We start from the raw sequence: 25,415 nt of genomic DNA on the forward strand, positions 1-25,415 counted from the left end.
GAACGGCTGACTCAGCCGCGAGGGGGTGTGACGGGCTCCACTGAACCCTGACCGGCGCCGCATTCCGGGTGCGACGATTTGGGGGCAGACCCGGGGACCGCACACCGCGGCCTCGAGGGAAGGAGACAGAGATGTCCGAGATCCCCACCCTGTATGGGGGCCCGCCGACCCGCCGCGTACGCACCCGCGACCTGATCGCGGCGAAGGAACGCGGCGACCGCTGGCCGATGCTGACCTCCTACGATCAGTACACGGCCTCGATCTTCGACCGGGCCGGCATCCCGGTCCTGCTGGTCGGCGACTCCGCGGCCAACAACGTGTACGGCTACGAGACGACCCTGCCGGTCACCACGGAGGAACTGCTCCCCCTGGTCCGCGCGGTGGTCCGGGCGACGAAGACGGCGCTGGTGGTGGGCGACCTGCCGTTCGGCTCGTACGAGGAGGGCCCGACCCAGGCGCTGCGCACGGCCGTCCGCTTCATGAAGGAAGGCGGCGCCCACGCGGTGAAGCTGGAAGGCGGTCGCCGCACCGCCGAGCAGATCCGGGCGATCACGGGCGCGGGCATCCCGGTCATGGCCCACATCGGCTTCACCCCGCAGAGCGAGCACACGATCGGCGGCTACCGGGTCCAGGGCCGCGGCAGCGACGCGGAGGAGGTCATCGCCGACGCCCGGGCCGTGGCCGAGGCCGGCGCGTTCGCGGTGGTGCTGGAGATGGTGCCGGGCGAGGTGGCGAAGCAGATCACCAAGGAACTCACCATCCCGACGGTGGGCATCGGCGCGGGCCCGGACACGGACGCGCAGGTGCTGGTCTGGCAGGACATGGCGGGCCTGCGCGAGGGGAAGGCGCCCCGCTTCGTGAAGCGCTACGCGGATCTGTCGGGCATCCTCACGGAAGCCACGAAGCAGTTCGCGGACGAGGTCCGCGGCGGCGAGTTCCCGGCCGAGGAACACACCTTCTGAGCTCAGGGGTACGGCGGGGGCCCGCCGGCGTTCGCCCCGGGGTACGGCTCGGGCAAGATCAGACAAGTGGCAGACTTCCTGCCATGTCCGTTCCTGCCCGAGTCAGCCTGGCCACCCTCGGCGTGGCCGACGTGGCCCGAGCCACCGAGTTCTACGAGTCCCTGGGCTGGCGTTTGTCGCCGGCGTCGGTACCCGGGGTGGTCAGCTTCTTCCACACGGCCGGCGGTCTGCTGTCCCTGGTCTCGACCGACGACATCACGGCGGACGCGGGCCTGCCGCCACGCCAGGCTCCCCCGAACCCGGCGGTCGACTTCCGCGGCACAATGCTCGCGATCAACGTGGAAAGCCCGGCGGCGGTGGACGAGGCGCTGCGCTCGGCGGTCCAGGCCGGCGCCACTCTGGTGAAGGCCGGCGGGGCGGCGGAGTGGGGCGGCTATCTCGGCTACTTCACGGACCCGGACGGCCACCTCTGGGAGATCACGCACAACCCGGCCTGGCCCTTGGACCCGGCAGGCGTCCCGCGACTCCCCTGACCGCATCCAGCGGGCGTCCCGCAGCAGGCGGCCGGCGTAGCAGGCGGTCGCAGCGACGGGCGGGCGGCTGCAACGCCCGCCCCTGCCCGCATCCAGCGGGGGCGCCCGGCAGCGCCTGGAACCGAATCCAGCGGGCGGTTCCCGCAGCGCACCTGACCGCATCCAGCGGCGGAGACGTAAGGTGCCCGACCCGCTGACTGCCGCGGCGGCAGGGCCGCGCGGCCGCAGTGCAGGGCCAACCTGCGCGAGGCGCGGACGCAGCGCACCTAGTGCGGCAGGCGAAGCAGGCGGCCAAACGGGCCCCAAGCACGCGGCCCGGCCGAAGGCGGGCCCGGCCGGCAGCGGATCGGCCCAGCCGAAGGCGGCCCGGCCGGCAGCGGATCGGCCCAGCCGAAGGCGGGCCCGGCCGGCAGCGGATCGGCCCAGCCGAAGGCGGGCCCGGCCGGCAGCGGATCAGATTCGTTCGAAGAGGACCTCTCGGGTGGCGGGGTCGGCCTGGGTCAGGCGGACCTGGATGCGGTCGCCCAAAGGGAGATCGCCCAGGCAGCGGGCCTGAACCGCCGGTTCGTCGATGGCCACCTTGCCGCCTCGGGGACGGCGGTTGTTCGGCTTGTCGCGGCCGTTCGGCTTCGCGGCCGCCGGCGGCTCGGTGGCGGTGGCGGGCTGGCCACCCGGTTTTGCGGTGGCGTCCTGGCCAGCCTTTGTGCGGTCCTCGTCGACGTCGAGGACGCCGGCTTCGAAGGTTTCTCCTACCCGGTGGGCGAGCAGCACCGCTTCGGCGAGCCCCACCGCACCACGGTCTGCCGCCGAAGCCACGCGGTCCGTGGTGGCCATGCACTTCGGGAGCCGGGGTAGCGCCTCGCGGGCCCACTGGGGCACCTCGCGACCCTCGTGCAGCGCCAGGCACACCTCTGTCGCGTACCGGTCGGCCAGGCGTCGCAGCGGTGCGGTCACGTGTGCGTACGGCGCGCCCACTCCGCCGTGGCCGGTCTCGTCCGGGGTTTCGTTGTCGAAGGCCGTGTAGCCCGCGCCGCGCAGCAGCTCTGCCGCCTGGTTGAGGAAGGCGGCGCCGCGAGGGCTGGCCGGGTCGACCGAGGCCACGACCGCGCCGACGGAGGCGTCGGGTGGCCACGGGACGTCGAGGGAGGCGGCTGCCGCCCGGAGCTTGGTCACCGCCTCGGGGCGGGCGGCCGGCATGGTGCGGAGCAGCCCGATCCCGCCGCGCAGCATGAGGGTGGCGGCGGCCATGCCGGTGAGCAGGGAGATCTGGGCGTTGTGCTCCTCGACGGCCAGCGGCGCTCGCAGCACCAGCTGCCAGCCGTCGCCGTTCTGCTCGACCTCCTGCTCCGGCAGGGGCAGATTGACCGCCCCGCGATCGGCGGCGCGACGGGCCAGCAGGGTGCCCAGCTCGGGCAGCAGCGCGATCGACTCCGGGGCGGTGCCCGCGTCGACGTCGGCCTGCAATCCGACGTAATCGAGCTTGGCCCGGCTGCGCACCCGCGCGCGCTCCAGGGCGATGGCGACGATCTCGCCGTCGGCGTCCAGGTCGATGGTCCACAGAATCGCGGCCCGGTCGACGTCGGGCAGCAGGCTCACCGCGCCCTCGCTGAGCACCTGCGGGTGCAACGGCACCTTGCCGTCCGGGAAGTAGATCGTCTGGCCGCGCACCCAGGTCTCGGCCTCGAGCGCACCGCCCGGACGCACGTAGGAGGCGACGTCGGCGATGGCGTAGCGCACCCGGTAACCCCCGGCTGAGCGGCGGGTGAGCTCCATCGCCTGATCAAGGTCGCGCGAGGTGGCCGGATCCACCGTGACGAACGGGATGTCGGTGCGGTCGACGGCCGGCAGCGTGACGCCGGTCGCGGCCTCCCGCGCCTCCCGCATCGCGTCGGGCGGGAACTCGGCGGGCAACTCCAGCTCACGGCGCAGCTGGGAGAAGTCGATGTGTGGCGCCCACACCCGGTTGATCGGCACGGGGTCATTCCTACCAGGCCGCACCGACAATTCCGATACGCACGAGGGCCGCGCCGGAATCGGCGCGGCCCCGGTGTCCCCGGTTGCCCGGGATCAACGCTTGGCGGTCGCCTTACGGGCGGAGCCGGCGACGGTGGAAACGCGGCCGTTGCCGGCAGCGGTGGAGGGGCGGCTGTTGCCGGCGGTGGCGGTACGAGCAGCCGCGGGCGTGGCGGCCTTCTTGACCCGGCCGGCGTTGGTGGCCGACGTCTTGGTCATGCCGGCGGGCTTGGCGTTGGCCGCCTTGCCGGCAGTCGTCGTCCGGGCCTGGCCGGCGGCGGCGTTGCCGGTGCTACGAGCCGCGGTCTTCTTCGCCGCGCCGGCCGCCGTCTTGGCCGCGGTCTTGGTCGCCGTCTTGGCCGCGGCTGCGGACTTGGCCGCTGACTTGGCGGTGGCCTTGATCGCAGCTGAAGCCTTACCCGCGGCGGACGAGGCAGCGGTCGCCTTACCCGCGGTCGCCTTACCGGCGCTCGACTTGCTGGCGCTCGACTTGCTGGCGGCCGACTTGCCGGCACTCGATCCGGCGCCGATCTTGCCGGCGGACGACTTGCCGGTCACAGCCTTGGCCGCCGTCGACTTGGCAGCGGACGACTTGGCGGACGACGGCTTGGCGGCGGACGGCTTGACGGACGACGACTTGGCAGCGGACGACTTCGCCGGGGCCTTCGAGGCCGCGGAACGAGCCGAAGCGACACCAGCCGAAGCCGAACGAGCCGAAGCGGAACCAGCGGAAGCGGAACGAGCGGAAGCGGACTTGGCCGCCGCCGGCTTAGCCGCCGCCGACCTGCCCGCGGAAGACTTCGCCGCCGTGGACTTGGCGGCCGCCGACCCGGCAGCGCTGGACCCGGCAGCGCTCGACTTGGCAGCGCTCGACTTGGCGGCCGTGGACTGTGCAGCGCTGGACTTGGCGGCCGCAGACTGAGCGGCCGACTTCGCAGCCGTGGTGGACTTTCCAGCCGTCGTCGACTTCGCAGCGGCAGACTTCCCGGCCGCGGACTTCGCACCCGCAGACTTCCCGACCGTGGACTTCGCAGACGTGGACTTCCCGGCCGCGGTGGAATTCGCGGCCGTCGACTTGGCAGCGGCCGAGGACTTCCCAGCAGCCGAGGACCTCCCAGCCGTGGTCGCCTTCGCACCCGCAGACTTCACAGCCGACGACTTCGCACCCATGGACTTCGCAGCGGTCGAAGACTTAGCAGCCGCAGAGTTCGCAGCCGTCGAAGACTTAGCAGCCGCGCCGGAGCGACCAGCCGCCGCCTTCGTAACAGCCGAAGCCGAAGCCGACTTGGTGGCAGGAGCCTTCTTCGCGGTCGTCTTGCTGGCCGGAGCCTTGCTCCCCGCACCGGACTTGGCGGCCGAAACCGGCTTGGCGGCGGACCGGGCAGCACCGGCCGAGGTCTTGGGCTTGACCGCGGACCGCACGGTGACCGACGGACCAGCCGCAGAACCAGCGGCAGCGGTCCGCTTGGCAGCAGCGGGTTTGACGGCAGCCGGTTGGGCGGCCGCCGGGGACGCGGCGACCCGCGCGCTTCTGGCGCCGGTCGTGGCGGCCCGGGTCGGGGCCTTCTTGGGCACGGCCATGGGGAAGTTCCTCCTTGCGAATGACTGCGGGCTCGTCTCCGCCTGGAGACTGCAGGATTCCGGCTTGGACACAGGGGTCGAGCCGGCCTAGCTGACCTCCCCGGTCCAGCGGGCGTCCTCGGCATCCCACGCCGCATTGCGCTTCTCGACGGTCTCGAGCGCCCGCGTGGCGTCGTCAGCGGAGGCGTACGGACCGAGCCGGTACTGCGCAGGACACACGTCGTCCCCGGTCTCGACCCGGTTGTGGCGGAGGCACCAGAAGTAGCCGCCGCCGGGCCCACTGTCGTTCATGCAATCACTGTGCACCTCAAATCGACCATGCGCTACCGATTCAGGCAAAAAGCCCGGTTTTTCCATAGTGGATTGTCGAAAAGACTCCCCGAAGGAACGACAAAGCCCGCCCCACCCGAGGGTGGGACGGGCCGAGAAGAAGCCGGAGCAGGGCCTCAGAGCGAGGCGGCCACCAGCTCGGCGACCTGGATCGCGTTGAGAGCCGCGCCCTTGCGCAGGTTGTCGTTGGAGAGGAACAGCGCGAGACCGTTGTCCACCGTCTCGTCGGCGCGGATACGGCCGACGAACGTCGGGTCCCGGCCGGCTGCCTGCAGCGGCGTGGGCACGTCGGACAGCTCCACACCGGGCGCCGACGCAAGCAGCTCCCGTGCGCGCTGCGGGCTGATCGCCCGGGCGAATCGCGCGTTCACCTGCAGCGAGTGACCGGTGAAGACCGGTACGCGCACGCAGGTGCCGGAGACCTTGAGGCCCGGGATGCCGAGGATCTTGCGGCTCTCGTTGCGGAGCTTCTGCTCCTCGTCGGTCTCGCCGAGGCCGTCGTCGACGATCGAGCCGGCCAGCGGCAGGACGTTGAACGCGATGGGCTGACTGAACGAGCGGGACGCCGGGAACTCGACCGCACTGCCGTCGAAGGCGAGCTCGGTGGCCCGGTCCGCGACCTTCTTGATCTGGTCGTCGAGCTCGGCCACGCCGGCCAGCCCGGCACCGGAGACCGCCTGGTACGTCGTGGCGACCAGCGCCACCAGCTCGGCCTCGTCGTGCAGCGGACGCAGCACGGGCATCGCGGCCATCGTCGTGCAGTTCGGGTTGGCGATGATGCCCTTGGGGCGCTGCGCGATCGCGTCCGGGTTCACCTCCGCCACCACGAGCGGGACGTCCGGGTCCATCCGGTACGCCGACGAGTTGTCGATGACCACCGCGCCCGCCTCGGCGACCTTGGGGGCGTACTCCTTGGAGCTGCCCTTGCCCGCGGAGAACAGGACGATGTCCAGTCCGCGGTAGTCGGCCGTGGCCGCGTCCTCGACGGTCACTTCACCCTCACCCCAGGACAGGGTGCGCCCGGCGGAGCGGGCGGAGGCGAAGAGCCGGAGCTGGTCTACAGGAAACTGGCGCTCGGCCAGGATGCGGCGCATGACGCCGCCGACCTGCCCCGTCGCGCCTACGATGCCGATCCTCATGGCCACAAAACTACGGCCTGGCTGCCACTACACGAAATCGGGTATTCGCCGCCATCTCATATAACAGGAAAAGTCTCCCGTTATTCGAGACGCGGACGTAGCGTTCCGGGCATGGCTGCTGTCTATACCCACGGGCATCACGAATCGGTCCTGCGCTCGCACCGCTGGCGCACCGCAGAAAATTCGGCGGCGTATCTGCTGCCACGGCTGAAATCCGGCGACACCCTGCTGGACATCGGCTGCGGACCCGGCACCATCACCGCGGATCTCGCGACGCAAGTCACACCCGGGCGGGTCACCGCCCTCGAGCAGACCGGGCCGGCCCTGGACCTGGCCCGGGCCGAGATCGCCCGGCGCGGGCTGGACACGGTCGACTTCGCGGTCGGCGACGTGCACGCGCTGGACTTCGCCGACGACACGTTCGACGTCGTGCACGCCCACCAGGTGCTGCAGCACGTCGGCGATCCGGTCACCGCCCTGCGCGAGATGCGCCGCGTGACCAAGCCCGGCGGCTTGGTCGCGGTACGCGACAGCGACTACGCGGCGTTCGCCTGGTTCCCCCAGCTGCCGGAGCTCGACGAGTGGCTGGACCTGTACCGCCGGATCGCCCGGAGCAACGGCGGCGAGCCCGACGCCGGACGGCGGCTGCTCTCCTGGGCCCACGCCGCCGGACTGGCCGGCCCCGTCGTGACGTCGAGCACGTGGTGCTTCGCGACGCCCGAGGACCGCGAGTGGTGGGGCGGCATGTGGGCCGACCGCATCCTCCAGTCCGACCTGGCCCGGCAGGCCGCCGAGCAGGGCGCGGAGCTGCAGAAGATCTCCGACGCGTGGCGGGCCTGGGCCGCCCACCCGGACGGCTGGATGTCACTGCTGCACGGCGAACTGCTCTGGCGGAAACCGGCTTAGACCGACTTCGGCTTGTACGCCCAGTGCCACGGCTCGCGCGGCGTGTTCTCCACGAAGCCGTACTTCTCGCCGTTGGCCCGCATCCACGCCTGCGCCTTGTTGTTCAGGTCGAGGTCGGTGGCCATGCCCCAGCCGTGCTCGCTGGTGCCGGGCTTGGCCGCCAGCCCGCCCTGCGAGTAGAGGCCCTTGCGGCGGGCGACGTCGACCTGCTCGGAGTACGAGCGGTACGAGTCGGTGATCCCAATGGTCACGCCCTGCGCCTTGGCGTCGTTGACCATCTTGTTCAGCGACTCGGCGGCCGGCGCCCACAGCCTGTGGTTGGTGTTGCCCACCTTCTCCAGGGCGTTCGCCGGGATCTTGCCGTTGCCGTAGCCGACCAGCTCGGTCGGGATCCCCTTGCTGTTCAGCGAGTACGACTTCGCCGCACCCGCGGACGCCGTCGAGGACTGGGTGCCCATGGCGTCCGCGAGCGCGGTGGCGAAAGTGCCCCCGGCCGGCGCGGTGGTCGACGAGGCCGATGCGGTCTTCGTCGCCGCGGCCTGCTGGGTCTGCATCGCGATGATCCGGCTCTGGATGTCCGCGATCCGGCTGTTGACGGCCTCGATTCCCACAGCGAACTACCTCCGTGCTCCTACGGCATGTCGCCCTACCGTTCGGCGCTCCGGAAAAATGACTGAGCGGAAACCGGAGGTCAGACCGCCAGGGGCAGGTCGATGGTGTGCGCGGTGTGCGCGACCTTGGCCTGCAGATAACGCACGTTGGCGGCGGAAGCGTGCACGTGGGTCGGTACCACCTCGCGCACGTCGACCCCGAACGAGCGCAGCTGGGCCGGTTTGTCCGGGTTGTTGGTGAGCAGATCCACCGCGCCCACGCCGAGGGCGGTCAGCATCTGCGCCGCGGCGGTGTAGTCCCGCTCGTCGTCGGCGTGCCCGAGTGCCCGGTTCGCCTCGTACGTGTCCATGCCCAGGTCCTGCAGCGCGTACGCGTCGAGCTTGGCGTAGAGCCCGATGCCGCGGCCCTCCTGGCGCAGGTAGAGCAGGAAGCCGCCGACGCCGGCGATGCGCTCGACGGCCTCGCGCAGCTGGGGGCCGCAGTCGCAGCGCTCGGAGCCGAACACGTCCCCGGTGAGGCATTCGGAGTGCGGGCGGACGAGCGGCACGTCGGCACCGAAGGCGTCGCCGAGAGCGAGCGCCAGGTGCTCCTTGCCGTCGGCGAGCCCGTCGAAGGTGATCACCTCGGCCGTGGTGACGTACCCGTCCGCGAACTTCAGCGGCACGGTGACCCGGCTGCGAATACCCAAAGACATGACAGCTCCCTCAGCACTTGACGCTTCAAGCACGGGATTGACCTTACGCCGCACTTGTTAAGGGAACCACGAGCCGAACGTCACAACGGATCAAGAAATAGCCGGGAAATTAAGACACTGACCCGGCATCGCGAGGAGCGCCGGGCGGGCGCAGGTGATCGTCGATCATGCCGAGCAGGGCCCGCGCGGCCGCGCCCGGCGCGCGGATCGCCGAGGTGGCGACCCCGAGCGGCCAGTCCAGGTCGGCGTCCGCGACCGGCACGACCACGAGATCCGCTTCATCCGGTACGGCGAAACGGGGCAGGATCGCGATGCCCAGCCCGTGCCGCACGAAACCCGCGCCGGTGCTGATGTCGACGACCTCCAGCGACACGTGGCGGTCCACCCCGGCCGCCGCGAACGCCCGGTCCACCACCGTGCGGTTGCCGAAGCCGGCCGGGAAGTCCACGAACTGCTCGCCGGCCAGGTCGGCGACCCGCACCACCGGCCGGCCGGCGAGCCGGTGACCGGCCGGGAGCACCAGTTCCATCGGGCGCCACAGCAACTGCCGCAAGTGGACCCCGGCCGGCGGGCGCCCGGGCACCGAGACCATCGCGAGGTCCAGGCTGCCGTCGGTGAGCGCATCCACCAGGCCGCCGGACCCCCGGGTGGACACGGTCAGTTGCAGGATCACCTCCGGGTGGGTCCGGTGGAAGCGGCCCAGCAGCGCCGGCAGGTCGACGAGCCCGATCGCGGTCAGCGTGCCGATCCGCACGGTGCCGCGCAGCCCGCCGCGGACCTCGTCCACCGCGTCCCGGGCCGCCCGCGCGGCGTCGAGTGCGGCCCGGGCCCGGGGCAGCAACGCGGCACCGGCGTCGGTGAGCGCGACCCGCTTCGAGGTGCGTTCCAGCAGCGGCGCGTCCAGCTCGTGCTCCAGCGCCTTGATCGCCGCGGAGACGCCGGACTGCACGACGTGCAGGCGGGTGGCGGCCCGGGTGAAGCTGCCCTCCTCGGCGACGGCGACGAAGTAGGCGAGGTGACGAAGCTCCATGACCGCAACTATCGCATTCGGTGATAGGTGCGAGCACAAACCTTCGTTGGACGTGATGCAGGTGCTGACGCACTGTGAGGACATGACCGTTACCGCCCCACCCCGGGCGCCGCTGACCCGGCTGGGCTCCGCCCGGCACGGCACCGGCTTCCGGGTGATCGCCGCCGTCTTTGCGATCTCGATGGCGTTCTCCACCGTGCCCACCCCGCTCTACCCGCTCTACCAGCAGCAGGACGGCTTCTCCCCGTTCACCGTGACGGTCGTCTTCGCCGTGTACGCGGTCGGCGTCGTCACCAGCCTGCTGCTCGCCGGCCACGTCTCGGACTGGGTCGGCCGCAAGCGCGTCCTGCTCCCGGCGCTGGCCCTGGAAGCCGTCGCCGCGGTGCTGTTCCTGCTCTGGCCGGCCCTGCCCGGACTGCTGATCGCCCGGTTCGTCACCGGCCTCGGCGTCGGCATGATCACCGCCACCGCCACGGCGTACCTGCTGGAGCTGCACGTCGCGCACCGGCCGCACGCCGGGCGGGGTCGCTTCGAGCTGGTCTCCGCGGCGGCCAACCTGGGCGGGCTGGGCACCGGCACCCTGGTGGCCGGGGCGCTGGCTCAGTTCGTCGACGCTCCCCTGCGTACCCCGTACCTCGTGTTTCTGGTCCTGCTCGCGCTCAGCGCGGTCGCCGTCGCGGCCACGCCCGAGACGGTGGTCGCGCCCGCCGTCGCACCCCGCTACCGCCCGCAGCGGATCCGGATCGCCGCCGCCGACCGGCGGGGGTACGCGGTCGCCGCCGCCGGCGCGTTCGCCGGTTTCGCGGTCTTCGGCCTGTTCACGTCGCTGGCGCCCAGCTTCGTCGCCGGCTCGCTGCACCACCCCGGCCGGCTGCTCGCGGGCGTCGTGGTGTTCCTGGTCTTCGGGGCCGCGGCCGCCGCCCAGGCGGGATCGAGCCTGCTCAGCCCGGCCCGCCGTTTCACCGCCGGCCTCGCCGCCGAGGCCGCCGGGCTGGTCGTGCTGGGCGCCGGGATGCACCTGTCCTCACTGGCGCTGTTCCTGGTCGGCGGCGCGGTCGCCGGTGGCGGCGCGGGTCTGCTCTTCAAGTCCGCGGTCGGCGCCGTCGCGGCGATGGCCGAGCCCGCGGTCCGCGGTGAGGCCCTGGCCGGGCTCTTCCTCGTCGCCTACCTGGGCCTGATCGGCCCGGCGCTGGGCCTGGGCATCGCGACCCACTTCCTGCCGGCGACCACCGCGATGCTGTGGTTCAGCGGCGTGCTGCTGGTCCTGCTGGGCGCGACCGCGCTCAGCTCCCCAACGCCCGGTCCAGCTCGGCGAGAAGCAGCTCCGGAGGGTCCGGGTCGAGCTTGATCCAGAGAGCGCGGCCGGCCTGCCAGGCAGCGCTCACATCCTCATGGGTACGCGACAGCGCCGCGATCGTGGCCGCGCTGAGCTCGGCCTCGGCCTGCCGGGACGGGGTGAGCCAGTGCTCGGTGCGGCCCTCGGCCAGCCGGGCCATCCACAGCAGATGGCGCTGGGCATGGGCGAGGGCGTCGCGTTGCCGCAGCACCTCGCCGCGTTGCCCGACGTGATGGGCGAGCAGCAGCCAGTTGGCGAAGCGGCCGCACACGTCCGCCGTCCGGTCCGTGACGCCCTGCGGGCGCGCCTGCTCCAGTCGCCCGTGCCGGTCGACGACCGGCACGATGGCGCCGGCCGGCCAGTCGCGGACGGCGGCGATGTCCGCGGTGCCGGCGAAGTGGAACTCGCCGCGGATCAGCCCCGGGAAGAACGCCACGTGCGCGCCGAACTCGTTGCGGACCAGGTGGGTGACCGGGCTGACCAGCTCGATCCACGCCCGGGGGTCGGCGGGCACGGCCGTGAAGAACATCCAGAACTCGATGTCGCTGTGCTCGTCGGCCGAGCCGTCGGCGAACGAGCCGTACATCAGGGCGGCCTCGACCCGGCTGTCGGCGCGGCACACCTCACGCACCCGCTCGATGAGGCGGACCTGCTCAAGCAAGATCGGCCGGATTCGTGTTCGCCCCGCAGAGCAGGACCACGACCCGCTCTCCCGGCTCCGGCACATAGACGCCCGAGGTCAGCGCGGCCTGCGCGGCCGCGGTGCCGTGCTCGACGACGATCCGGTAGTCCTCCCACAGCTGCCGCCGGGCCTCCACGATCGCCTGGTCGTCGACCAGCACGGAGGGCAGCTGCGCCGCGGCGGCCGTCCGGTAGGCGATCGTCCCGACCCGCCGCGCCCCCAGCGAGTCGGCTGCCACCCCGGAGACCGCGACGTCCACCGGGCCACCGGCCTCCAGGGCCGCGTTCAGGGCCGCGGAAGTGACCGGCTCGACGGCGACCACCCGGGCCCGGTCGTGCAGCGCGGCGGCGACCCCGGCGATCAGCCCGCCCCCGCCCACCGCGACCAGCACGGTGTCGAAACCGTCCGGCAGCTGCTCGGCGAGCTCCAGGCCGAGGGTGCCGTTGCCGGCCACCATGTCCGGGTCGTCGTAGGCGTGGCAGAACAGCGCCCCGGTCACCTCGGCCTGCACGACCGCGGCCTCGTACGCCTCGGCATACTCGCTGCCGGCCTGCACCACCCGGGCGCCGAGCTTGGCCAGCTTCGCGACCTTGACCGGCGGGGCCGTGACGGGCACGTAGATCTCGGCGGGCACCCCCAGCTCGCGGGCCGCGTACGCCGCCGCGAGGCCCGCGTTGCCGCCGGAGGCCGCGATGACGCCCGCCGCCGGCAGACCGTGCTCGGCCGCGGTGAGGATCCGGTTGAACATGCCCCGGGTCTTGAAGGACCCCGCGTGCTGCAGGAACTCCAGCTTCAGCAGCACCGGCCCGTCCTGGAACACCGGGGTGCGCCTGATCCGCCCGGCGATCCGGCGCGCCGCGGCCTCGACCTCACTGGTGGCGATCACCGATCAGTTCTACACGACGCCGGACCGGTACGGGGCCCCCACCGGTACGGCCTCACGTTCCCCCACCAGGCGCGCCAGATCCAGCAGCCGGTGCGAGAAGCCCCACTCGTTGTCGAACCATCCGCGCACCTGCACGCCGCCGTCGGCGCTGGTCTGCGTGCCGGACGGGTCGAACAAGCAGGACGCCGGGTTGTCGCGCACGTCCACCGACACCGTCGGATCGGGCTCGTAGTCGAGCACACCGCCGAGGAAGCCCGCCGCCGCCTCGGCCATCGCCAGGTTGATCTCGTCGCGGCTCACCGGGCGGTCGGTGAAACCGGTCAGCTCGGCCAGCGAGCCGATCGGGGTGGGCACGCAGTAGTAGCTGTAGCGCACCTTGCCCAGCTCCGGCAGCGCGACACTGAGCAGGTCTCCGGCGACGTGGTTGTGCGGGATGATGCTGTCGTGCACCGCCCGGCCCAGCCGCGGGTCGTCACGCGAGGAGCCGGTCAGCGAGTCCTGGGCCTTCTGCCAGCCCTGGATGGCCAGCACGACCGAGGTGTGCACCGAGCGCAGGCCGAAGCGTTGCAGCAGCACCTTGGCCATCACCGACAGCGCGTTGACGCCGCAGGAGGCGGGCGAGATGACGTCGTGCCGGGCGGGGTCGTACCGCTCGTGGTTGGCCCCGTAGACCAGCACCGCGTCCGGGTCGTCGGCCGAGGCGCTGATGACGACCTTGCGGGCACCGCCGCCGGTGATGTGGTCCCGCGCTCCGGCGCCGCTGCGGAACCGGCCGCTGGCCTCGATGACCACGTCGACGCCGGCCTCCGCCCACGGGATGCGGCCCGGCTGCGACTCGCTGAACGCCCAGATCGGGCGATTGTTGACGATGAGCTGGCCGGGCGCGGCGGACACCGTTCCGGGGAATCGCCCGCGCACGCTGTCGCGTTTGAGGCCGTATGCCAAACGGTCCACCGGGGCGATGTCGTTAATGGCGGCGACGGTGATTCCCGTGTCCGCTGAGGCACCGACAATACGCATCACGCTGCGGCCGATCCGACCGAAACCGTTGATGCCGATCGCGATACTCACCAAGAACTCCCTACGGCCGGATGGTCGACGGACGTACCGTGGCGCGACCGCACCGGGATCGTACCCAGCACCCGCCGTCACACTGCAGACACTATGAGTGTGCAAGTTGCACGTCAACCGGAGCGGGCAGAGGAGAAACTCACAAGCCGGGCACCCGGTGCGGCAGTCCGGCGGAGCAGTCTACTCATCCGCGGTTCCCCACTGGACAGTGCCGATCACCTGCGAATACCGGCCTTCGGCAAAGGTGCAGAACCGAGCTGACCTGCCCACTTGAGTAACCGGAGCCGGCCATCGGCGGCTCTCGGAGGCCGTACCCCGCCCACCGCGGCGCGGGCCCCTCATCAGACGGTTCCGTGAATAAGCGCAGGTGAAGGGCATTGAATCGTTACGATGAAGGACCTGGTATAACGTTGCATTTACCGCCCGATTTTGATCGCCAACTTTTTCGATGGTCGACCGGCCCGTCGACCATTCAAACCCGGCCTGGCCGCCGACCACCGCCAACGATCCGCTGGCCGGCCGGCAGCAGTTCCGGCACGATTGTCGCCGGCCCGGTCAGCACCGGGGTCCGGGCCGGTCACCGAAATTGGCACAGATCATTCATGCCGTGCGGTCAGACGCCGCCGCCACTACAGCCACTGCCGCCACCGCCGCGCTCGTAGCCGTCTGCCAGACCGCCATGATCGCCGCGCTGGACGTTCCACCTGCCGCCGGTGAGGGCTCTGCCGACGCCGCCGAGATGCTGCAGGCAGACGGTGCCCTTGAGCTCGTAACAGGTGCCGCGGCCCCCGCAATCGGCCAGATAGTGCCGCCCACCCGCGACGGCGACCTCCCGGTCCACCCGGAACAGCGCGGGCAGCAACCCGGCCTCGCGCGGCTCGTCCTCCTGCGCGTACCGGAAGGTGGCGGCCAGCTCACCGGGCCGGCTCCCGGCCGACAGGGCCGGGCGCCCGAAAGCGGCAGCGCAGAAGTCCGCGTACTCCCGGGTGTGCAGCAGGAACTCCCGGCAGAACTCGTCGACGATCACGGACGGCATGGCCAGCCGCGCCTTCGGATGCCGGGCGGCGAGCCGGAACCACTGCCGGGCGGCAGCCTCGACCGACCGCAGGGCGTCACCGGACAGCTCCCCGTGCTGAAGCGCGAACCGTTGCCGCACCCCGCTGGGAAACTCGTACGCGTCGACCGCGGAGACCCGCGGGCCGCTTCGCCGTACCCGGAAAACCGCCATGCACCCAGCGTGAGACCACGCCGGGCCGGCGTCAACGATCCTGGCTGTCCGGTCGCGGCAGCAGGTCGGCCCGCTTGTCGATGTCCATGGCCTGCCGGGTGACCTCGTCCCCGAGGCGGTGCAGCCGCCGTCGCGTCTCCGGATCGGGAGATTGCTCGGCACTCTCGTGCAGGATGGCCTCACTGCGCTCGAGTGCCTCAGCGGTCTCGTGCATCGCTGCGGCGGTGCCTCGCTTGTCCTTCTGGTTAGCGGTCACGCAACGTTCATACCCGCTCAACCTCTCCCGCAAGCTCGGCACTCCGGGTCACGACCCAGCCGACCGCCTCTCATCGCGAGCCGCATCGCGTCGGCGGGCCCCGGAAGCGCGCAGGTTCGTCGTGTTGCCGCAGGTCTTCATGTCGTGCCAGGCGCCCGTCGCGGAGGGAGACCTCGACTGCCACCGGGTGCGGCACGTGGTTCCCGGTCTCGTTCGTGAGCCGGCCGCGGACGTGACCGCGGAGATCACACAGGGCAGCGAGATCGTCACCGGAGATCGCGATCGTGGGCGCGACCCTGCCGGTCTGCTCACCCCACGGCCGCAACGACCCGTCGAGCCAGGCCTGCGCCGATGTCTCGTCGGCCAGCAGATCAGGCACCGAAGCCTCGGACATGCCCCCCACGACCAGCCTTGGCGTAGGCCGCCGCCGTGCCCCTACTGTGTGGCGATGACTCTCGCCGATACGGCACAGCCTGCTTCCGCTCCGGTCCCCGCCGCGCCGCCCCGGCGTCTCGGCCAACGGCTGGCCATCGGCATCGCGAGCGTCCTGCTCCTCCTGAGCGGCGGCATCACCGCGGTCACGTACTACTACGACAGCGTGCCCATGGTCGAGAACGACATCTCGTACCCGGTGGTGCCGGTGGCCGCGCTCCCGCCCGCCGTGGCCAACGCCTTCGTCGCCGCCGTCGACCCGGACTTCTACGACTCCGACGACTCACTGATCACCCGGCGGTACACGGTGATCGCGTCGGGTGCGGGCGAGGAGTCCGGTCTGCGAACCCGGGTCTTGGTGCACAAGGCTGAGGCCGGCTACACCAAGACGGAGATCCTGGACCGCTATCTCAACAGAGCCGACTACGGTCGCGGCGCGGTGGGCCTGGTCGCCGCGGCGCAGACGTATTTCGCCAAGCCGGCCACGCGGCTGACCGTGGCCGAGGCGGCGTTGCTCGCGGTGCAGCTGCACCCGGACCGGCCGGCGCCGAAGGCCGGCTGGGATCAGGTGCTGGACACCATGGTCGAGCACGGCTGGCTGAGCCAGGCCGATCGGAACGGACTCACCTTTCCCGCCTGAGGGGCCCCGGCGGGGTTGGGGTGGGCCGTCCCCGAACCGCCGGGCACGACAAGGCTGCCGGCGTCCGGACGCTTGCGGCGCCTCACGGTCGAAGGCTTCCCTGTGGTTGTTGAGGAGCCGGCAGTCTCCGGGCGATCGCCTGCTCGAAGCGTTCCCACGCGGCCTGGGTGAAGGGGCTGACCCCGTCGAGAATCAAGTCGGCGACGTACCGTGCTTCGTCGCGTGTCCGGGCCGCCTCGGCTGAGGTGATCCATTCTCGGCTGACGGCGTCGTCGAGTTCGTCGTCGTCTGCGATGCCGACGGTCCTGCCGTGCCGGCTGATCCTGGGGCGAGGATCGGTGCCGGGCGGCGTGTCGTCGCCCGGCAGGTGCCAGAGGTCGAGTTCGAGATCGATGAAGCCCCACACGTCACCGCTTCGGGTCACGGGGCGGGACAGGTCGACGGTGATCGCAGTCCAGGGTGTGTGCCTCCAGGCAGCGACCCAGCCGCCCTGATGTGGTGCGAAGTACAGGACGGGGCAGCCTGGGTACTCGGGGACGCCGGAGAAACACGTTGCCTCGCGGCCGTCGGCCCCCCGGCTCGTGTAGGAGGTGCCTTCGGGATGGAACAGCCAGGAGCCGACCTCGTCGTCACCGAGGTGATAGGTGAGCCAGCTACCTTCATTGCCGTTGAGCTTCTGCTTCACGAGCGTCAGGACGCGGGGCATCGCCTGAGGTTAGACCACCAACCTCGACCAACGTTGACGCCGGCGACCAGAAAGAACCTGGTCGCTGGCGGTCGGCAGGGCTCCGACCAGGAAGGCGACGGACGAGTCGACCTGTACGCCGGATTTTGTGCGCGGCGGCCCTGCGGCCACCGGCGGCGGTCATCCATCTAGGCGTGCCGTTGCCGACATGCTCTTGCGGCCTACCCGCAGACTCGGGCGAGCAGCCCTCGAATGCCTGCGCCGGCCCCCGCCTCGCGGCGGTGGCCTTGCTTGGCCTTGCTCCGGGTGGGGTTTACCGAGCCACCCCGGTCGCCCGGGGTGCTGGTGGGCTCTTACCCCACCGTTTCACCCTTACCGGCACGAGGCCGGCGGTCTCTTCTCTGTGGCACTTTCCCGCGGGTCACCCCGGGTTGCCGTTAGCAACCACCCTGCTCTGTGGAGTCCGGACGTTCCTCGGCGATGCTCCCGGAGGAACACCGACGCGACCGCCCGGTCGACTCGTCCGTCGCGTGACCATCCTACCGACGCCACCGACGACCCCGCGGGCGACGGACCGAAAGCCGGCTCGGGCCCGGCGACGGCCGCCCAGACCCACGGCCCCGGCCCCGACCGGATCAAGAGCCCAACCAGACCAAGACCCCACCGGACCCAAGAGCCCGGCCGGACCAAGACCCCGGCCGGACACCCCGGGCCTCGGACCAGCACCCCCACCCCCGGCCCGTAGATTCTTCGGCATCATGGATCTCGCCCACATCGTGCTGCTGGTCGCCGCCGGTCTCGCCGCCGGCGTCGTCAATGCGATCGCCGGTGGCGGTTCGCTCATCACGTTCCCGAGCCTCATCGCCGTCGGCCTGCCCTCGGTCGACGCCAATGTCACCAACTCCACCGCCGTCTTTCCCGGCTACGTCTCCAGCGTCGTCGGCAGCCGCGCCGATCTGGCCGGGCAGGGGCGGCGGCTGCGGGCCATCGTCCCCACCAGCCTCGTCGGTGCCACCCTCGGCTGCTTTCTCCTGCTCGGCACGCCGGCCCGGGCCTTCGAGGTTGTCGTTCCTTTTCTGGTCCTCGGCGCCGCCGCCATCCTGTTCTTCCAGGATCGGCTGAAGGGTCTGGTCGGGCGGGCGGCCGGCGAGAAGAAGGTCACCCTCCAGGTCGTCGTGTTCGTCGGGGCGATCTACGGCGGCTACTTCGGCGCCGCGCTGGGGGTCATGTACGTCGCCGCGCTTGCGCTGGTGCTGGACGAGACGTTGAATCGGATCAACGCGCTCAAGAATGTGCTTTCCGCCGGTGTCGGGCTGGTCACCGTGGTGGTTTTCGCGTTCTTCGCGCCGGTGCACTGGGGTGCGGTGCTGGCCGTCGCCCCGGCCACGATCGTCGGCGGCTTTGTGGGGGCGCACATCGCACGCCGGCTGCCCGCGCGGGTGTTGAAAGTGCTGATTGTCACCTTTGGGACCGTTGTCGGGCTCATCCTGTTGTGGCGGGCATTCCGCTGAGGGACCAAGAACCCGGACATCCACAGTGACCAGGGAAGGACAGATGGCGGACGACGATTCGGCTCTCAGGGTCATCGAGACCCAGGTGGCCATGCTCATGCGGCTGGGCGAGGCCACCCGCCGTTCCGCGCCGCGGCCGCATCGTGCGCTCGACCGTGCCTCGTACGTGATCCTGCGCTTCCTGCAGGAGGCCGGTCCGCAGAACGTCTCCGCCGTCGCCACCCGGCTCAATCTCGACGGCTCCACGGTGACCCGGCAGATCGGCGCCCTGCACCGCGGCGGCCTCGTCGTGCGTACCCCCGATCCGCTGGACGGCCGCGGCAGTGTCGTGGCCGCCAGTGAGCAGGGCCTCGCGCAGGTGGACGCCGTGAGCAAGGCCCGCCGCGAGGTCTACGACGAGGTGCTGCGGGACTGGAGCCCTCGGGAACGGCAGGACCTCGCGGGCATGCTGGAGCGGCTGACCGGCGACATGGACGCGTACCTCAAAGGCCGCGGCCCCGGATAGGACATCCGGGGCCGCGGATCGTGAGCGGGCCGGGTTCAGGTGGAGGAGGCGAGGGTCTCCGGGGTGGTACGGGCCTTCTCCAGCCGCGGGTCGCCCTCGTCGGCGAAGTAGTCGTCCGGCTCGGTGCCGTCGAACCCTTCGGGCGTCTTCATGGCCCGCAGGACCAGCGTGACGAGCACCGCGATCAGCAGGTTGAGCGCGACCGCGACGAAGCCGACGTAGATCGTCTTCGGGGTGTCGAAGCCGAACTTCTCCAGCGGGAACGCCGAGCCGCCGAAGTGGGCGCGTTTGGTGGCCGGGTTCGGGATGCTGTAGAGCATCCACATGCCCAGCGCCATGCCGCCCGCCCAGCCCGCGATCAGCCCGCCGCGGTGCAGCCACCGGGTGTAGAGGCCGATCGCCACCGCCGGGGCGGTCTGCAGGATGAGCACGCCGCCGACGAGCTGCAGGTCGATGGAGAACTGCGGGTCCAGGAAGAGGATGAACGCGACCGCGCCCACCTTCACGACCAGCGAGGCGATCTTGGCGACGCCCGCCTCCTGCGCGTGGGTGGCGTCCTTGCGGATGTACTCCTTGTAGATGTTGCGGGTGAACAGGTTGGCCGCCGCGATCGACATGATGGCCGCCGGGACCAGCGCGCCGATGCCGATGGCCGCGAACGCGACACCGGCGAACCAGGCCGGGAACTGCTGGTCGAACAGCAGCGGCACGACCGTGTTGTTGTCGACGCTGCCGGCGGTGTTGCCGGGCAGCGGCTTCACCCCGGCCGAGATGGCCATGTAGCCGAGCAGGGCGATCAGGCCGAGCAGGAAGCTGTACGCCGGCAGCGCCGACATGTTCCGCTTGATCACGTTGCGGTTCTTGCTGGCCAGCACGCCGGTGATGCTGTGCGGGTAGAGGAACAGGGCCAGCGCCGAGCCCAGGGCCAGGGTGATGTACTGGATCTGGTTGTTGGCGTTGAGCGTGAGGCCGTCGCCCGGCGCGGGTGACGCCTGGAACTTCGCGCTCGCGTCGTCGAAGATCGTGCCCCAGCCGCCCAGCTTGTACGGCAGGTACAGCACCGCCACGATGATCACGATGTAGATCAGCGTGTCCTTGACGAAGGCGATCAGCGCCGGCGCCCGCAGCCCGGACTGGTACGTGTACGCGGCCAGGATCGCGAACGCCACGATGATCGGCGCGTGCCGGGCGAGCGCGCTGTCCCCGGTCACGCCCATCGTCTTGAGCACCGCCTCGATGCCGACCAGCTGCAGCGCGATGTACGGCATGGTCGCGACGATGCCGGTGATCGCGATCAGCAGCGCCAGCAACGGCGAGTCGAAGCGGGTGCGGACGAAGTCGGCCGGGGTCACGAAGCCGTGCCGGTGCGAGACCGACCAGAGCCGGATCAGGATCAGGAAGAACAGCGGGTAGATGACCACTGTGTAGGGCACCGCGAAGAAGCCCGCCGCACCGGCGCCGAAGATCAGCGCGGGCACCGCGACGAACGTGTACGCGGTGTACAGGTCACCGCCGACCAGGAACCAGGTGATCCAGCCGCCGAAGCTGCGCCCGCCCAGTCCCCACTCGTCCAGGTGCGCCATGTCGGTGGGCCGGCGCCATTTGGCCGCGACGAAGCCCATGACGCTGACCAGCAGGAAGAGGAAGGTGAAGACGACGATCTCGGTGATGTGGTCACTCATCGGTGGTCTCCGCCGGCTTGGTGGACTGCTCGGCGGGCGCGGCCGGGGTGACCGGGGGGCGCTTGGTCATCTGGTAGACGATCGAGGTCGTGATGACGCCGACGAAGATGAACGAGAACTGCAGCCAGTAGAAGGCCGGGAAGCCCCACAGCCGGGGTGAGTCGAAGTTGTACAGCGGGGTGACCAGCGGGAGCACGATCGGGATGACCAGCAGCCAGTTCCAGGGGCTGCGGTCGCTGCGCGGTGCGGACATGATGCCTCCTCATCGGAGCGCAGACGAGGCACGGACTGGACGAGAACAGTGACCGTGGTCACGGCCATCGCCGCAGGTTACCGAGAGGTTTCGGAGACCGAGCGCCAGGACGTGATCACCCTGCGCCGAACGGCCGGGGTGGTGCGCCGAACGGCACACCACCCCGGACCGGACATTCGCTACCGCCAGGGGGTCCAGAGACCCGCCGAGATGGTACGGGTGAGCGAGGCTTTCTCGTCGTCGCCGTCGAGCGACCACATCATCGCGCCGCCGAGCCCCTCGGTGCGGATGTACGCCGTCTTCTGCAGGATCTGCGCCGGGTCGTCGTACGTCCAGAAGGTGGTGCCGTCGAAGAGCCACGAGTGGCCGGAACGCCAGTCGCGGTGCACCTTGAAGCCCTGTGCGGGCAGCTTCTTCAGGGTCTTGTAGTCCTCGGTGCCGACCGCGAACTTGCCGGGCGCACCCCCGGTGGCCGGGGCGAAGAGACCGTTGCCGGCGGCGGTGATGCCGGTCCAGCCCTGGCCGTAGTACGGGATGCCGAGCACGAGCTTGCGGCCCGGTGCCCCACGGTCACGCCACGCGTCGATGGTGCCCTCGACGGAGAAGTCCGGGTTGTCGGGCGCGCCGGGCGGGACCCGCAGGGCCGACTGCTGGTTGGCCCGGGCCTCCCAGGAACCGTGGAAGTCGTAGCCCTGAACCGTGGCGAAGTCGAGGTACTTGAAGACCTTCTTCACCTCGAAGCCGGCGTCGATCTTGGCCGGGGCGGCCGGCACGAACGCCGTGAGCTCGTAGTGCTTGCGGTTCTTGCGGGCCAGCGCGTCCAGCTGCTTGCGGAACTCGGCGCTCAGCAGGGTGAAGTTCCGCTTGTCCTCGGGCCGGATCACGTTGCCGGCGTTGCCCTCGGAGCCGGGCCACTCCCAGTCCAGGTCGATGCCGTCGAAGATGCCGGCGGCGACGCCCGCGGGCAGGCCGGGCAGGTTGCCCTTGATCCACAGGTCCACGCAGGAGCTGACCAGCTTCTTGCGGGAGGCGTCGGTCAGGGCGGCGTCGGAGAAGGTCGCCGACCCGGTCCAGCCGCCCAGCGAGATCAGCACCCGCAGCTTCGGGTTCTTCTTCTTGAGCTCGGCCAGCTGGTTGAGGTTGCCGGCGATCGGCTGGCCGGCCACGTCGGCGACACCGTCGACGCTGAGCGCGTCACTGAACGGCACGCCCCAGTCGGCCCAGGTGTCGGCCGATTCGCAGACACCGGCCGCGGTGACCGGGCCGAAGGCGTAGTTGAGGTGGGTGAGGCCGGCGGCGGCGCCGGACTGCTGGACCTTGGCGAGCTGGAAGTCGCGGCCGTAGATACCCCACTGGGTGAAGTATCCGACCTTGACGTACGACTTCTTCTGGTGTGCCTGGGCGGTGGTGGGTGCGGCCGTGACGCCGACCAGTACGGCGGCGCCGACGGCCAGCAGACGACGGGAGATTCCGCGCATGAGCCCTCCAGGGGCGGACGGAGGCTGTCGAAGAGGAATGGTGAAGAAACTTTCCTAATCGAGGAAGCTAAACGTCCGCACCCGGCGGGTCAATACCTCAGCGCAGGTGCGCCGTCTCGTTCACCGAGCGGACCGCGATCCCGCCGTCGGGCCACATGTCCATGGTGGAGACGCCGGCCGCGTCCAGGAAGAGCCGGTGCAGGAACGCGTCGCCCGCGGCGAGCGCGTCGCGCAGGATCAGCTTGATCGGCGAGACGTGCGAGACCACGACCACGGTCCCCGACGGGTACGCCGACTGCAGCGTCGCCAGGGCCCCGCGTACGCGCTTCGCCACGGTCTTGAAGGACTCCCCGCCCGGCGGTGCGACGGCGGTCGAGTCCAGCCAGCGGTCCAGCTCCTCCGGCCAGCGCTCGCGGACCTCGGCGAACGTCAGGCCCTCCCAGTCGCCGAAGTCGCACTCGATGAGTTCCGGCATGACGGTGACCGTGACGTTGCCCAGCTCGGCGGCGATCAGCTCGGCGGTGCGCGTACACCTGGTCAGGGGTGAGGAGACGACCGCCGTGACGTCGCGCGAGATGCCCGCCACCCGCCCGGCCGCGGCCATCGCCTGGGCCTCGCCCTGCTCGGAGAGCGGGACGTCGCCACGGCCGGAATAGCGGCCCTGGGCCGTCATCGCGGTCTCGCCGTGCCGCACCAGAATGAGCCGGGTGGCGGTGTCCAGCGACGGCGGCGCCCAGTTCCGCGGCGCCTTGGGCTCGGTCGGCTCCGCGAACGCCGCGGTCCCGCCGCCGGAACTCGGGGCGGCCGAGCCCACCGGCTTGCCGACCGCCTCGTCCATCGCGCGGTTGGCCAGCGCGTCGGCCAGCTTGTTGCGCTCGCGCGGGATCCAGTCGAAGGTCACCGCGGTGAAGCCGTCGACCAGTTTCGCCGCCTCGGCGGCCAGCGGGCGCAGGCCCGGGTTCTTGATCTGCCAGCGGCCGGACATCTGCTCGACGACCAGCTTGGAGTCCATCCGCACGTCGACCCGGCCGGCGCCCAGCTCGGCGGCGGCGCGCAGGCCGGCGATCAGGCCCTGGTACTCGGCGACGTTGTTGGTGGTGACGCCGAGCGAGGCGTAACGCTCGAGCAGCACCTCGCCGGTGCCCTCCTCGAGCACGACGGCACCGTAACCGGCCGGTCCCGGGTTGCCCCGCGATCCCCCGTCCGCCTCCACGACGACCCTGAGCTCGGTTGTCACAGTACTGATGATTCACTCCCTCGTGCGGCGCCGGAAGGGCGACGTCCTGCCTCCGCTGCGCTACGGCAGAACGCCGCCGCGCCAACTCGGTCGCTCACAGCCCGCTCTCCGCGGTGCGGATCATGATCCGGCGGCATTCCTCGCAGCGGACGACCTCGTCGGCCGGGGCGGACTTCACCCGGGCCAGGTCGGCGCCGTACAGCTCGATGCGGCAGCCACCGCAGCGCCCGGAGCGCACCAGCGCGGCGCCCAGCCCCGAGTCCGCACGGATCTTGTCGTACAGCGTGATCAGGTCGGCCGGCAGGTCGGCGACGAGCGGGCCGCGGGCCTGCGTCTTGAACTCCTGCTCCTTGGTGATCTCGGCGTACGCCTCGTCGCGGCGGGCCTCGGCCGCGGCCCGGCGCTCGCTCGCCTCGGCCAGCTTCTTCTTCACGTCGTTGAGCGTCTGCTCGGCGCTCTCGCGCTGCTCCATGAGCTCCAGCTCGGCGTCCTCCAGCTCGGACTGCCGGCGGTTCAGCGTGGCCAGCTCGTGCTGCAGGCCCTCGATCTCGCGCAGCGCGCCGCCGGCGTCGAGCCGGGCGTGGTCGCGGTCCTTGCGGGTGCGGACCTGCTCGATGTCCTTCTCGAAGCGGGCGATGTCCCGGTCGAGGTCGTCGACGGCCACCTGGGCGCGCACCCGCTCGTCCTCCAGCGCGGACAGCTCGCGGGAGATCGTGGTGATCTCCGCCAGCTCCGGCAGGGACTTGCGGCGGTGGGCGAGCTGGGACAGGGCGATGTCGACGGCCTGCAGGTCGAGCAGTCGGCGCTGGTCTTGCGGGGCGGCCTTCACGTCAGGTCTCCTTATTTTCCACTGACCGCGTGCACGGTCCAGGGGTCGGTGTCGAGGTCGGACACGAGGGACGTGACCGGGAACTGGGCGCGCAACCAGCCCGCCAGCTCGTCGAGCCAGGGACGCTCGGTCGCCCAGTGGGCGGCGTCGAGCAGAGCCGGGCCGCCGGTGGCGAGGTGCTCACTGGCGGGATGATGCCGCAGATCGGCGCAGAGATACGCATCGGCTCCGGCCCGGCCGGCGTCGTTCAGGAAGGAGTCGCCCGCTCCCCCGCAGACGGCGAGCGTACGGATCAGTCGTTGCGGATCGCCGGCGGCCCGCACCCCGGCCGCGGTCGCCGGCAGCCGGCGGGCGACGAAGGCGGTCAGCTCGGCCAGCGGCATCGGGGCGGCGAGCTCGCCCACCCGGCCCACCCCGCGTCCCTCGCCGGCGGCCGGGCTGCCCGGCTCGGCCGGGACCAGCGGGCGCAGGCCGACGAGATCCAGCCGGGCGGCGAGCGCGTCGGAGACGCCCGGGTTCGCCACGTCGGCGTTGGTGTGCGCGACGTACAGCGCGATGTCGGCCTTGATCAGCCGGTGCACGATCCGGCCCTTGTACGTGTCCGGCGCGACCGACGAGACGCCCTTGAGCAGCAGCGGATGGTGGGCCACGATCAGGCTCGCCCCCGCCTCGACCGCTTCCTCGACGGTCTCCGGGACGCAGTCGACCACGCAGAGAACCGTACGGACCGGGGTGTCGAACTCGCCGAGAACCAGGCCGACCCGGTCCCACTGCTCGGCCCAGGCACGCGGGTAACGGGCGTCGAGGGCGCCCACCACGTCACGGACGGTCGGCGGGGGCAGAGCAGAGTCGGTCACGGCCGCCCACTCTACTTTGCGACGGTCTTGCCTTGGTTTTCCGCCGC

29 protein-coding genes and 1 other RNA gene are annotated in these 25,415 nt (G+C 71.1%); 9 read left to right on the plus strand and 21 right to left on the minus strand.

Features of this window, described 5'->3' with window-relative positions; genetic code table 11:
* Positions 1-131: 131 nt before the first annotated feature.
* Together panB and Aau02nite_RS29225 are read left to right on the plus strand one after the other, a co-directional pair.
* Entirely contained in the window at positions 132-962 is an 831-nt protein-coding gene (gene panB / locus Aau02nite_RS29220) for a 3-methyl-2-oxobutanoate hydroxymethyltransferase (RefSeq protein ID WP_212991809.1), read from the plus strand.
* A gap of 83 nt (positions 963-1,045) precedes the next feature.
* Positions 1,046-1,495 carry a VOC family protein gene (locus tag Aau02nite_RS29225; RefSeq protein ID WP_212991810.1) on the plus strand — a complete coding sequence of 150 codons (450 nt, stop codon included), beginning with the start codon at positions 1,046-1,048 and terminating at the stop codon, positions 1,493-1,495.
* A gap of 453 nt (positions 1,496-1,948) precedes the next feature.
* Here the strand turns inward: Aau02nite_RS29225 and Aau02nite_RS29230 are convergent, their stop codons facing one another.
* Positions 1,949-3,469, minus strand: a complete 1,521-nt coding sequence (locus Aau02nite_RS29230) for an RNB domain-containing ribonuclease (protein WP_212991811.1) — start codon at positions 3,467-3,469, stop codon at positions 1,949-1,951.
* A gap of 93 nt (positions 3,470-3,562) precedes the next feature.
* Positions 3,563-3,727 carry a hypothetical protein gene (locus Aau02nite_RS29235; protein ID WP_212991812.1) on the minus strand — a complete coding sequence of 55 codons (165 nt, stop codon included), beginning with the start codon at positions 3,725-3,727 and terminating at the stop codon, positions 3,563-3,565.
* On the opposite strand from Aau02nite_RS29235, the gene Aau02nite_RS29240 reads away from it, so the two are divergent.
* Both Aau02nite_RS29240 and Aau02nite_RS29245 read left to right on the plus strand, forming a co-directional pair.
* The gene (locus Aau02nite_RS29240) at positions 3,726-4,430 is read left to right on the plus strand and encodes a hypothetical protein (protein ID WP_212991813.1); all 705 of its coding nucleotides are present in this window, start codon (positions 3,726-3,728) and stop codon (positions 4,428-4,430) included. The two genes, Aau02nite_RS29235 and Aau02nite_RS29240, sit on opposite strands and share 2 nt — an antisense overlap.
* Positions 4,431-4,448: 18 nt before the next feature.
* The gene (locus Aau02nite_RS29245) at positions 4,449-5,180 is read left to right on the plus strand and encodes a hypothetical protein (RefSeq protein WP_212991814.1); all 732 of its coding nucleotides are present in this window, start codon (positions 4,449-4,451) and stop codon (positions 5,178-5,180) included.
* Here the strand turns inward: Aau02nite_RS29245 and Aau02nite_RS29250 are convergent.
* Both Aau02nite_RS29250 and Aau02nite_RS29255 read right to left on the minus strand, forming a co-directional pair.
* Positions 5,177-5,380, minus strand: coding sequence for a hypothetical protein (locus tag Aau02nite_RS29250; protein WP_203771379.1), 204 nt, complete (start codon positions 5,378-5,380; stop codon positions 5,177-5,179). The two genes, Aau02nite_RS29245 and Aau02nite_RS29250, sit on opposite strands and share 4 nt — an antisense overlap.
* Before the next feature lie 155 nt (positions 5,381-5,535).
* Entirely contained in the window at positions 5,536-6,558 is a 1,023-nt protein-coding gene (locus Aau02nite_RS29255) for an aspartate-semialdehyde dehydrogenase (RefSeq protein WP_212991815.1), read from the minus strand.
* 111 nt (positions 6,559-6,669) lie between these two features.
* On the opposite strand from Aau02nite_RS29255, the gene Aau02nite_RS29260 reads away from it, so the two are divergent.
* A complete protein-coding gene (locus Aau02nite_RS29260; protein ID WP_212991816.1) occupies positions 6,670-7,464 on the plus strand; it encodes a class I SAM-dependent methyltransferase in 795 nt (264 codons plus the stop codon).
* On the opposite strand, the gene Aau02nite_RS29265 is transcribed toward Aau02nite_RS29260, so the two are convergent.
* The 3 genes from Aau02nite_RS29265 to Aau02nite_RS29275 all read right to left on the minus strand — a co-directional run bounded on the left by Aau02nite_RS29265 (position 7,461) and on the right by Aau02nite_RS29275 (position 9,800).
* Positions 7,461-8,075 carry a M15 family metallopeptidase gene (locus tag Aau02nite_RS29265; RefSeq protein ID WP_212991817.1) on the minus strand — a complete coding sequence of 205 codons (615 nt, stop codon included), beginning with the start codon at positions 8,073-8,075 and terminating at the stop codon, positions 7,461-7,463. The two genes, Aau02nite_RS29260 and Aau02nite_RS29265, sit on opposite strands and share 4 nt — an antisense overlap.
* Positions 8,076-8,155: 80 nt before the next feature.
* A complete protein-coding gene (locus Aau02nite_RS29270; RefSeq protein WP_212991818.1) occupies positions 8,156-8,770 on the minus strand; it encodes a GTP cyclohydrolase II in 615 nt (204 codons plus the stop codon).
* 109 nt (positions 8,771-8,879) lie between these two features.
* Positions 8,880-9,800: a LysR family transcriptional regulator gene (locus tag Aau02nite_RS29275; protein ID WP_212991819.1), complete on the minus strand. Its 921-nt coding sequence runs from the start codon at positions 9,798-9,800 to the stop codon at positions 8,880-8,882.
* A gap of 82 nt (positions 9,801-9,882) precedes the next feature.
* Between Aau02nite_RS29275 and Aau02nite_RS29280 the strand changes: the two genes are divergently transcribed.
* The gene (locus Aau02nite_RS29280; protein WP_212991820.1) at positions 9,883-11,148 is read left to right on the plus strand and encodes an MFS transporter; all 1,266 of its coding nucleotides are present in this window, start codon (positions 9,883-9,885) and stop codon (positions 11,146-11,148) included.
* Here the strand turns inward: Aau02nite_RS29280 and Aau02nite_RS29285 are convergent.
* The 6 genes from Aau02nite_RS29285 to Aau02nite_RS47905 form a co-directional block, all read right to left on the minus strand.
* Positions 11,084-11,797, minus strand: a complete 714-nt coding sequence (locus Aau02nite_RS29285; protein ID WP_212991821.1) for a nucleotidyltransferase domain-containing protein — start codon at positions 11,795-11,797, stop codon at positions 11,084-11,086. The two genes, Aau02nite_RS29280 and Aau02nite_RS29285, sit on opposite strands and share 65 nt — an antisense overlap.
* On the minus strand, positions 11,790-12,704 hold the full coding sequence (locus Aau02nite_RS29290) for a threonine/serine dehydratase (protein WP_212991822.1): 915 nt from the start codon (positions 12,702-12,704) through the stop codon (positions 11,790-11,792). The genes Aau02nite_RS29285 and Aau02nite_RS29290 overlap by 8 nt, the downstream gene beginning before the upstream one ends.
* A gap of 9 nt (positions 12,705-12,713) precedes the next feature.
* Positions 12,714-13,775 carry a type I glyceraldehyde-3-phosphate dehydrogenase gene (locus Aau02nite_RS29295; RefSeq protein WP_212991823.1) on the minus strand — a complete coding sequence of 354 codons (1,062 nt, stop codon included), beginning with the start codon at positions 13,773-13,775 and terminating at the stop codon, positions 12,714-12,716.
* Positions 13,776-14,388: 613 nt separating this feature from the next.
* Positions 14,389-15,003: a UCP032817 domain-containing protein gene (locus Aau02nite_RS29300; protein WP_212991824.1), complete on the minus strand. Its 615-nt coding sequence runs from the start codon at positions 15,001-15,003 to the stop codon at positions 14,389-14,391.
* 31 nt (positions 15,004-15,034) lie between these two features.
* A complete protein-coding gene (locus Aau02nite_RS29305) occupies positions 15,035-15,259 on the minus strand; it encodes a hypothetical protein (protein WP_212991825.1) in 225 nt (74 codons plus the stop codon).
* Between the two features lie 48 nt (positions 15,260-15,307).
* A complete protein-coding gene (locus Aau02nite_RS47905; protein ID WP_369076757.1) occupies positions 15,308-15,571 on the minus strand; it encodes a CGNR zinc finger domain-containing protein in 264 nt (87 codons plus the stop codon).
* Positions 15,572-15,707: 136 nt separating this feature from the next.
* Here Aau02nite_RS47905 and Aau02nite_RS29310 point away from each other — a divergent pair, with 136 nt between their 5' ends.
* The gene (locus tag Aau02nite_RS29310) at positions 15,708-16,331 is read left to right on the plus strand and encodes a transglycosylase domain-containing protein (RefSeq protein ID WP_212991826.1); all 624 of its coding nucleotides are present in this window, start codon (positions 15,708-15,710) and stop codon (positions 16,329-16,331) included.
* An 82-nt stretch (positions 16,332-16,413) separates the two neighbouring features.
* On the opposite strand, the gene Aau02nite_RS29315 is transcribed toward Aau02nite_RS29310, so the two are convergent.
* Both Aau02nite_RS29315 and rnpB read right to left on the minus strand, forming a co-directional pair.
* Positions 16,414-17,037 (minus strand): DUF402 domain-containing protein, encoded by a 624-nt coding sequence (locus Aau02nite_RS29315; RefSeq protein WP_212991827.1) that lies wholly within the window; start codon positions 17,035-17,037, stop codon positions 16,414-16,416.
* A 98-nt stretch (positions 17,038-17,135) separates the two neighbouring features.
* Positions 17,136-17,538, minus strand: an RNA gene (gene rnpB / locus Aau02nite_RS29320) — RNase P RNA component class A.
* Positions 17,539-17,774: 236 nt separating this feature from the next.
* On the opposite strand from rnpB, the gene Aau02nite_RS29325 reads away from it, so the two are divergent.
* Both Aau02nite_RS29325 and Aau02nite_RS29330 read left to right on the plus strand, forming a co-directional pair.
* Positions 17,775-18,527: a sulfite exporter TauE/SafE family protein gene (locus Aau02nite_RS29325; protein ID WP_212991828.1), complete on the plus strand. Its 753-nt coding sequence runs from the start codon at positions 17,775-17,777 to the stop codon at positions 18,525-18,527.
* A 43-nt stretch (positions 18,528-18,570) separates the two neighbouring features.
* Positions 18,571-19,032, plus strand: a complete 462-nt coding sequence (locus Aau02nite_RS29330) for a MarR family winged helix-turn-helix transcriptional regulator (RefSeq protein ID WP_212991829.1) — start codon at positions 18,571-18,573, stop codon at positions 19,030-19,032.
* A 35-nt stretch (positions 19,033-19,067) separates the two neighbouring features.
* On the opposite strand, the gene mctP is transcribed toward Aau02nite_RS29330, so the two are convergent.
* From mctP to Aau02nite_RS29360, 6 genes are all read right to left on the minus strand, one after another.
* Positions 19,068-20,714, minus strand: a complete 1,647-nt coding sequence (gene mctP, locus Aau02nite_RS29335; RefSeq protein WP_212991830.1) for a monocarboxylate uptake permease MctP — start codon at positions 20,712-20,714, stop codon at positions 19,068-19,070.
* Entirely contained in the window at positions 20,707-20,967 is a 261-nt protein-coding gene (locus tag Aau02nite_RS29340) for a DUF3311 domain-containing protein (RefSeq protein ID WP_212991831.1), read from the minus strand. Before Aau02nite_RS29340 ends, mctP begins: the two co-directional genes overlap by 8 nt.
* A gap of 179 nt (positions 20,968-21,146) precedes the next feature.
* Positions 21,147-22,445, minus strand: a complete 1,299-nt coding sequence (locus Aau02nite_RS29345; RefSeq protein WP_212991832.1) for a glycoside hydrolase family 18 protein — start codon at positions 22,443-22,445, stop codon at positions 21,147-21,149.
* Positions 22,446-22,542: 97 nt separating this feature from the next.
* A complete protein-coding gene (locus Aau02nite_RS29350) occupies positions 22,543-23,682 on the minus strand; it encodes a bifunctional RNase H/acid phosphatase (RefSeq protein ID WP_212991833.1) in 1,140 nt (379 codons plus the stop codon).
* Positions 23,683-23,776: 94 nt separating this feature from the next.
* Positions 23,777-24,511 carry a zinc ribbon domain-containing protein gene (locus Aau02nite_RS29355; RefSeq protein ID WP_212991834.1) on the minus strand — a complete coding sequence of 245 codons (735 nt, stop codon included), beginning with the start codon at positions 24,509-24,511 and terminating at the stop codon, positions 23,777-23,779.
* 11 nt (positions 24,512-24,522) lie between these two features.
* Positions 24,523-25,368 carry a Nif3-like dinuclear metal center hexameric protein gene (locus tag Aau02nite_RS29360; protein ID WP_212991835.1) on the minus strand — a complete coding sequence of 282 codons (846 nt, stop codon included), beginning with the start codon at positions 25,366-25,368 and terminating at the stop codon, positions 24,523-24,525.
* Positions 25,369-25,415 lie beyond the last annotated feature (47 nt).

It is taken from the genome of Actinoplanes auranticolor (assembly GCF_018332655.1).
Classification (GTDB): Bacteria; Actinomycetota; Actinomycetes; order Mycobacteriales; family Micromonosporaceae; genus Actinoplanes; species Actinoplanes auranticolor.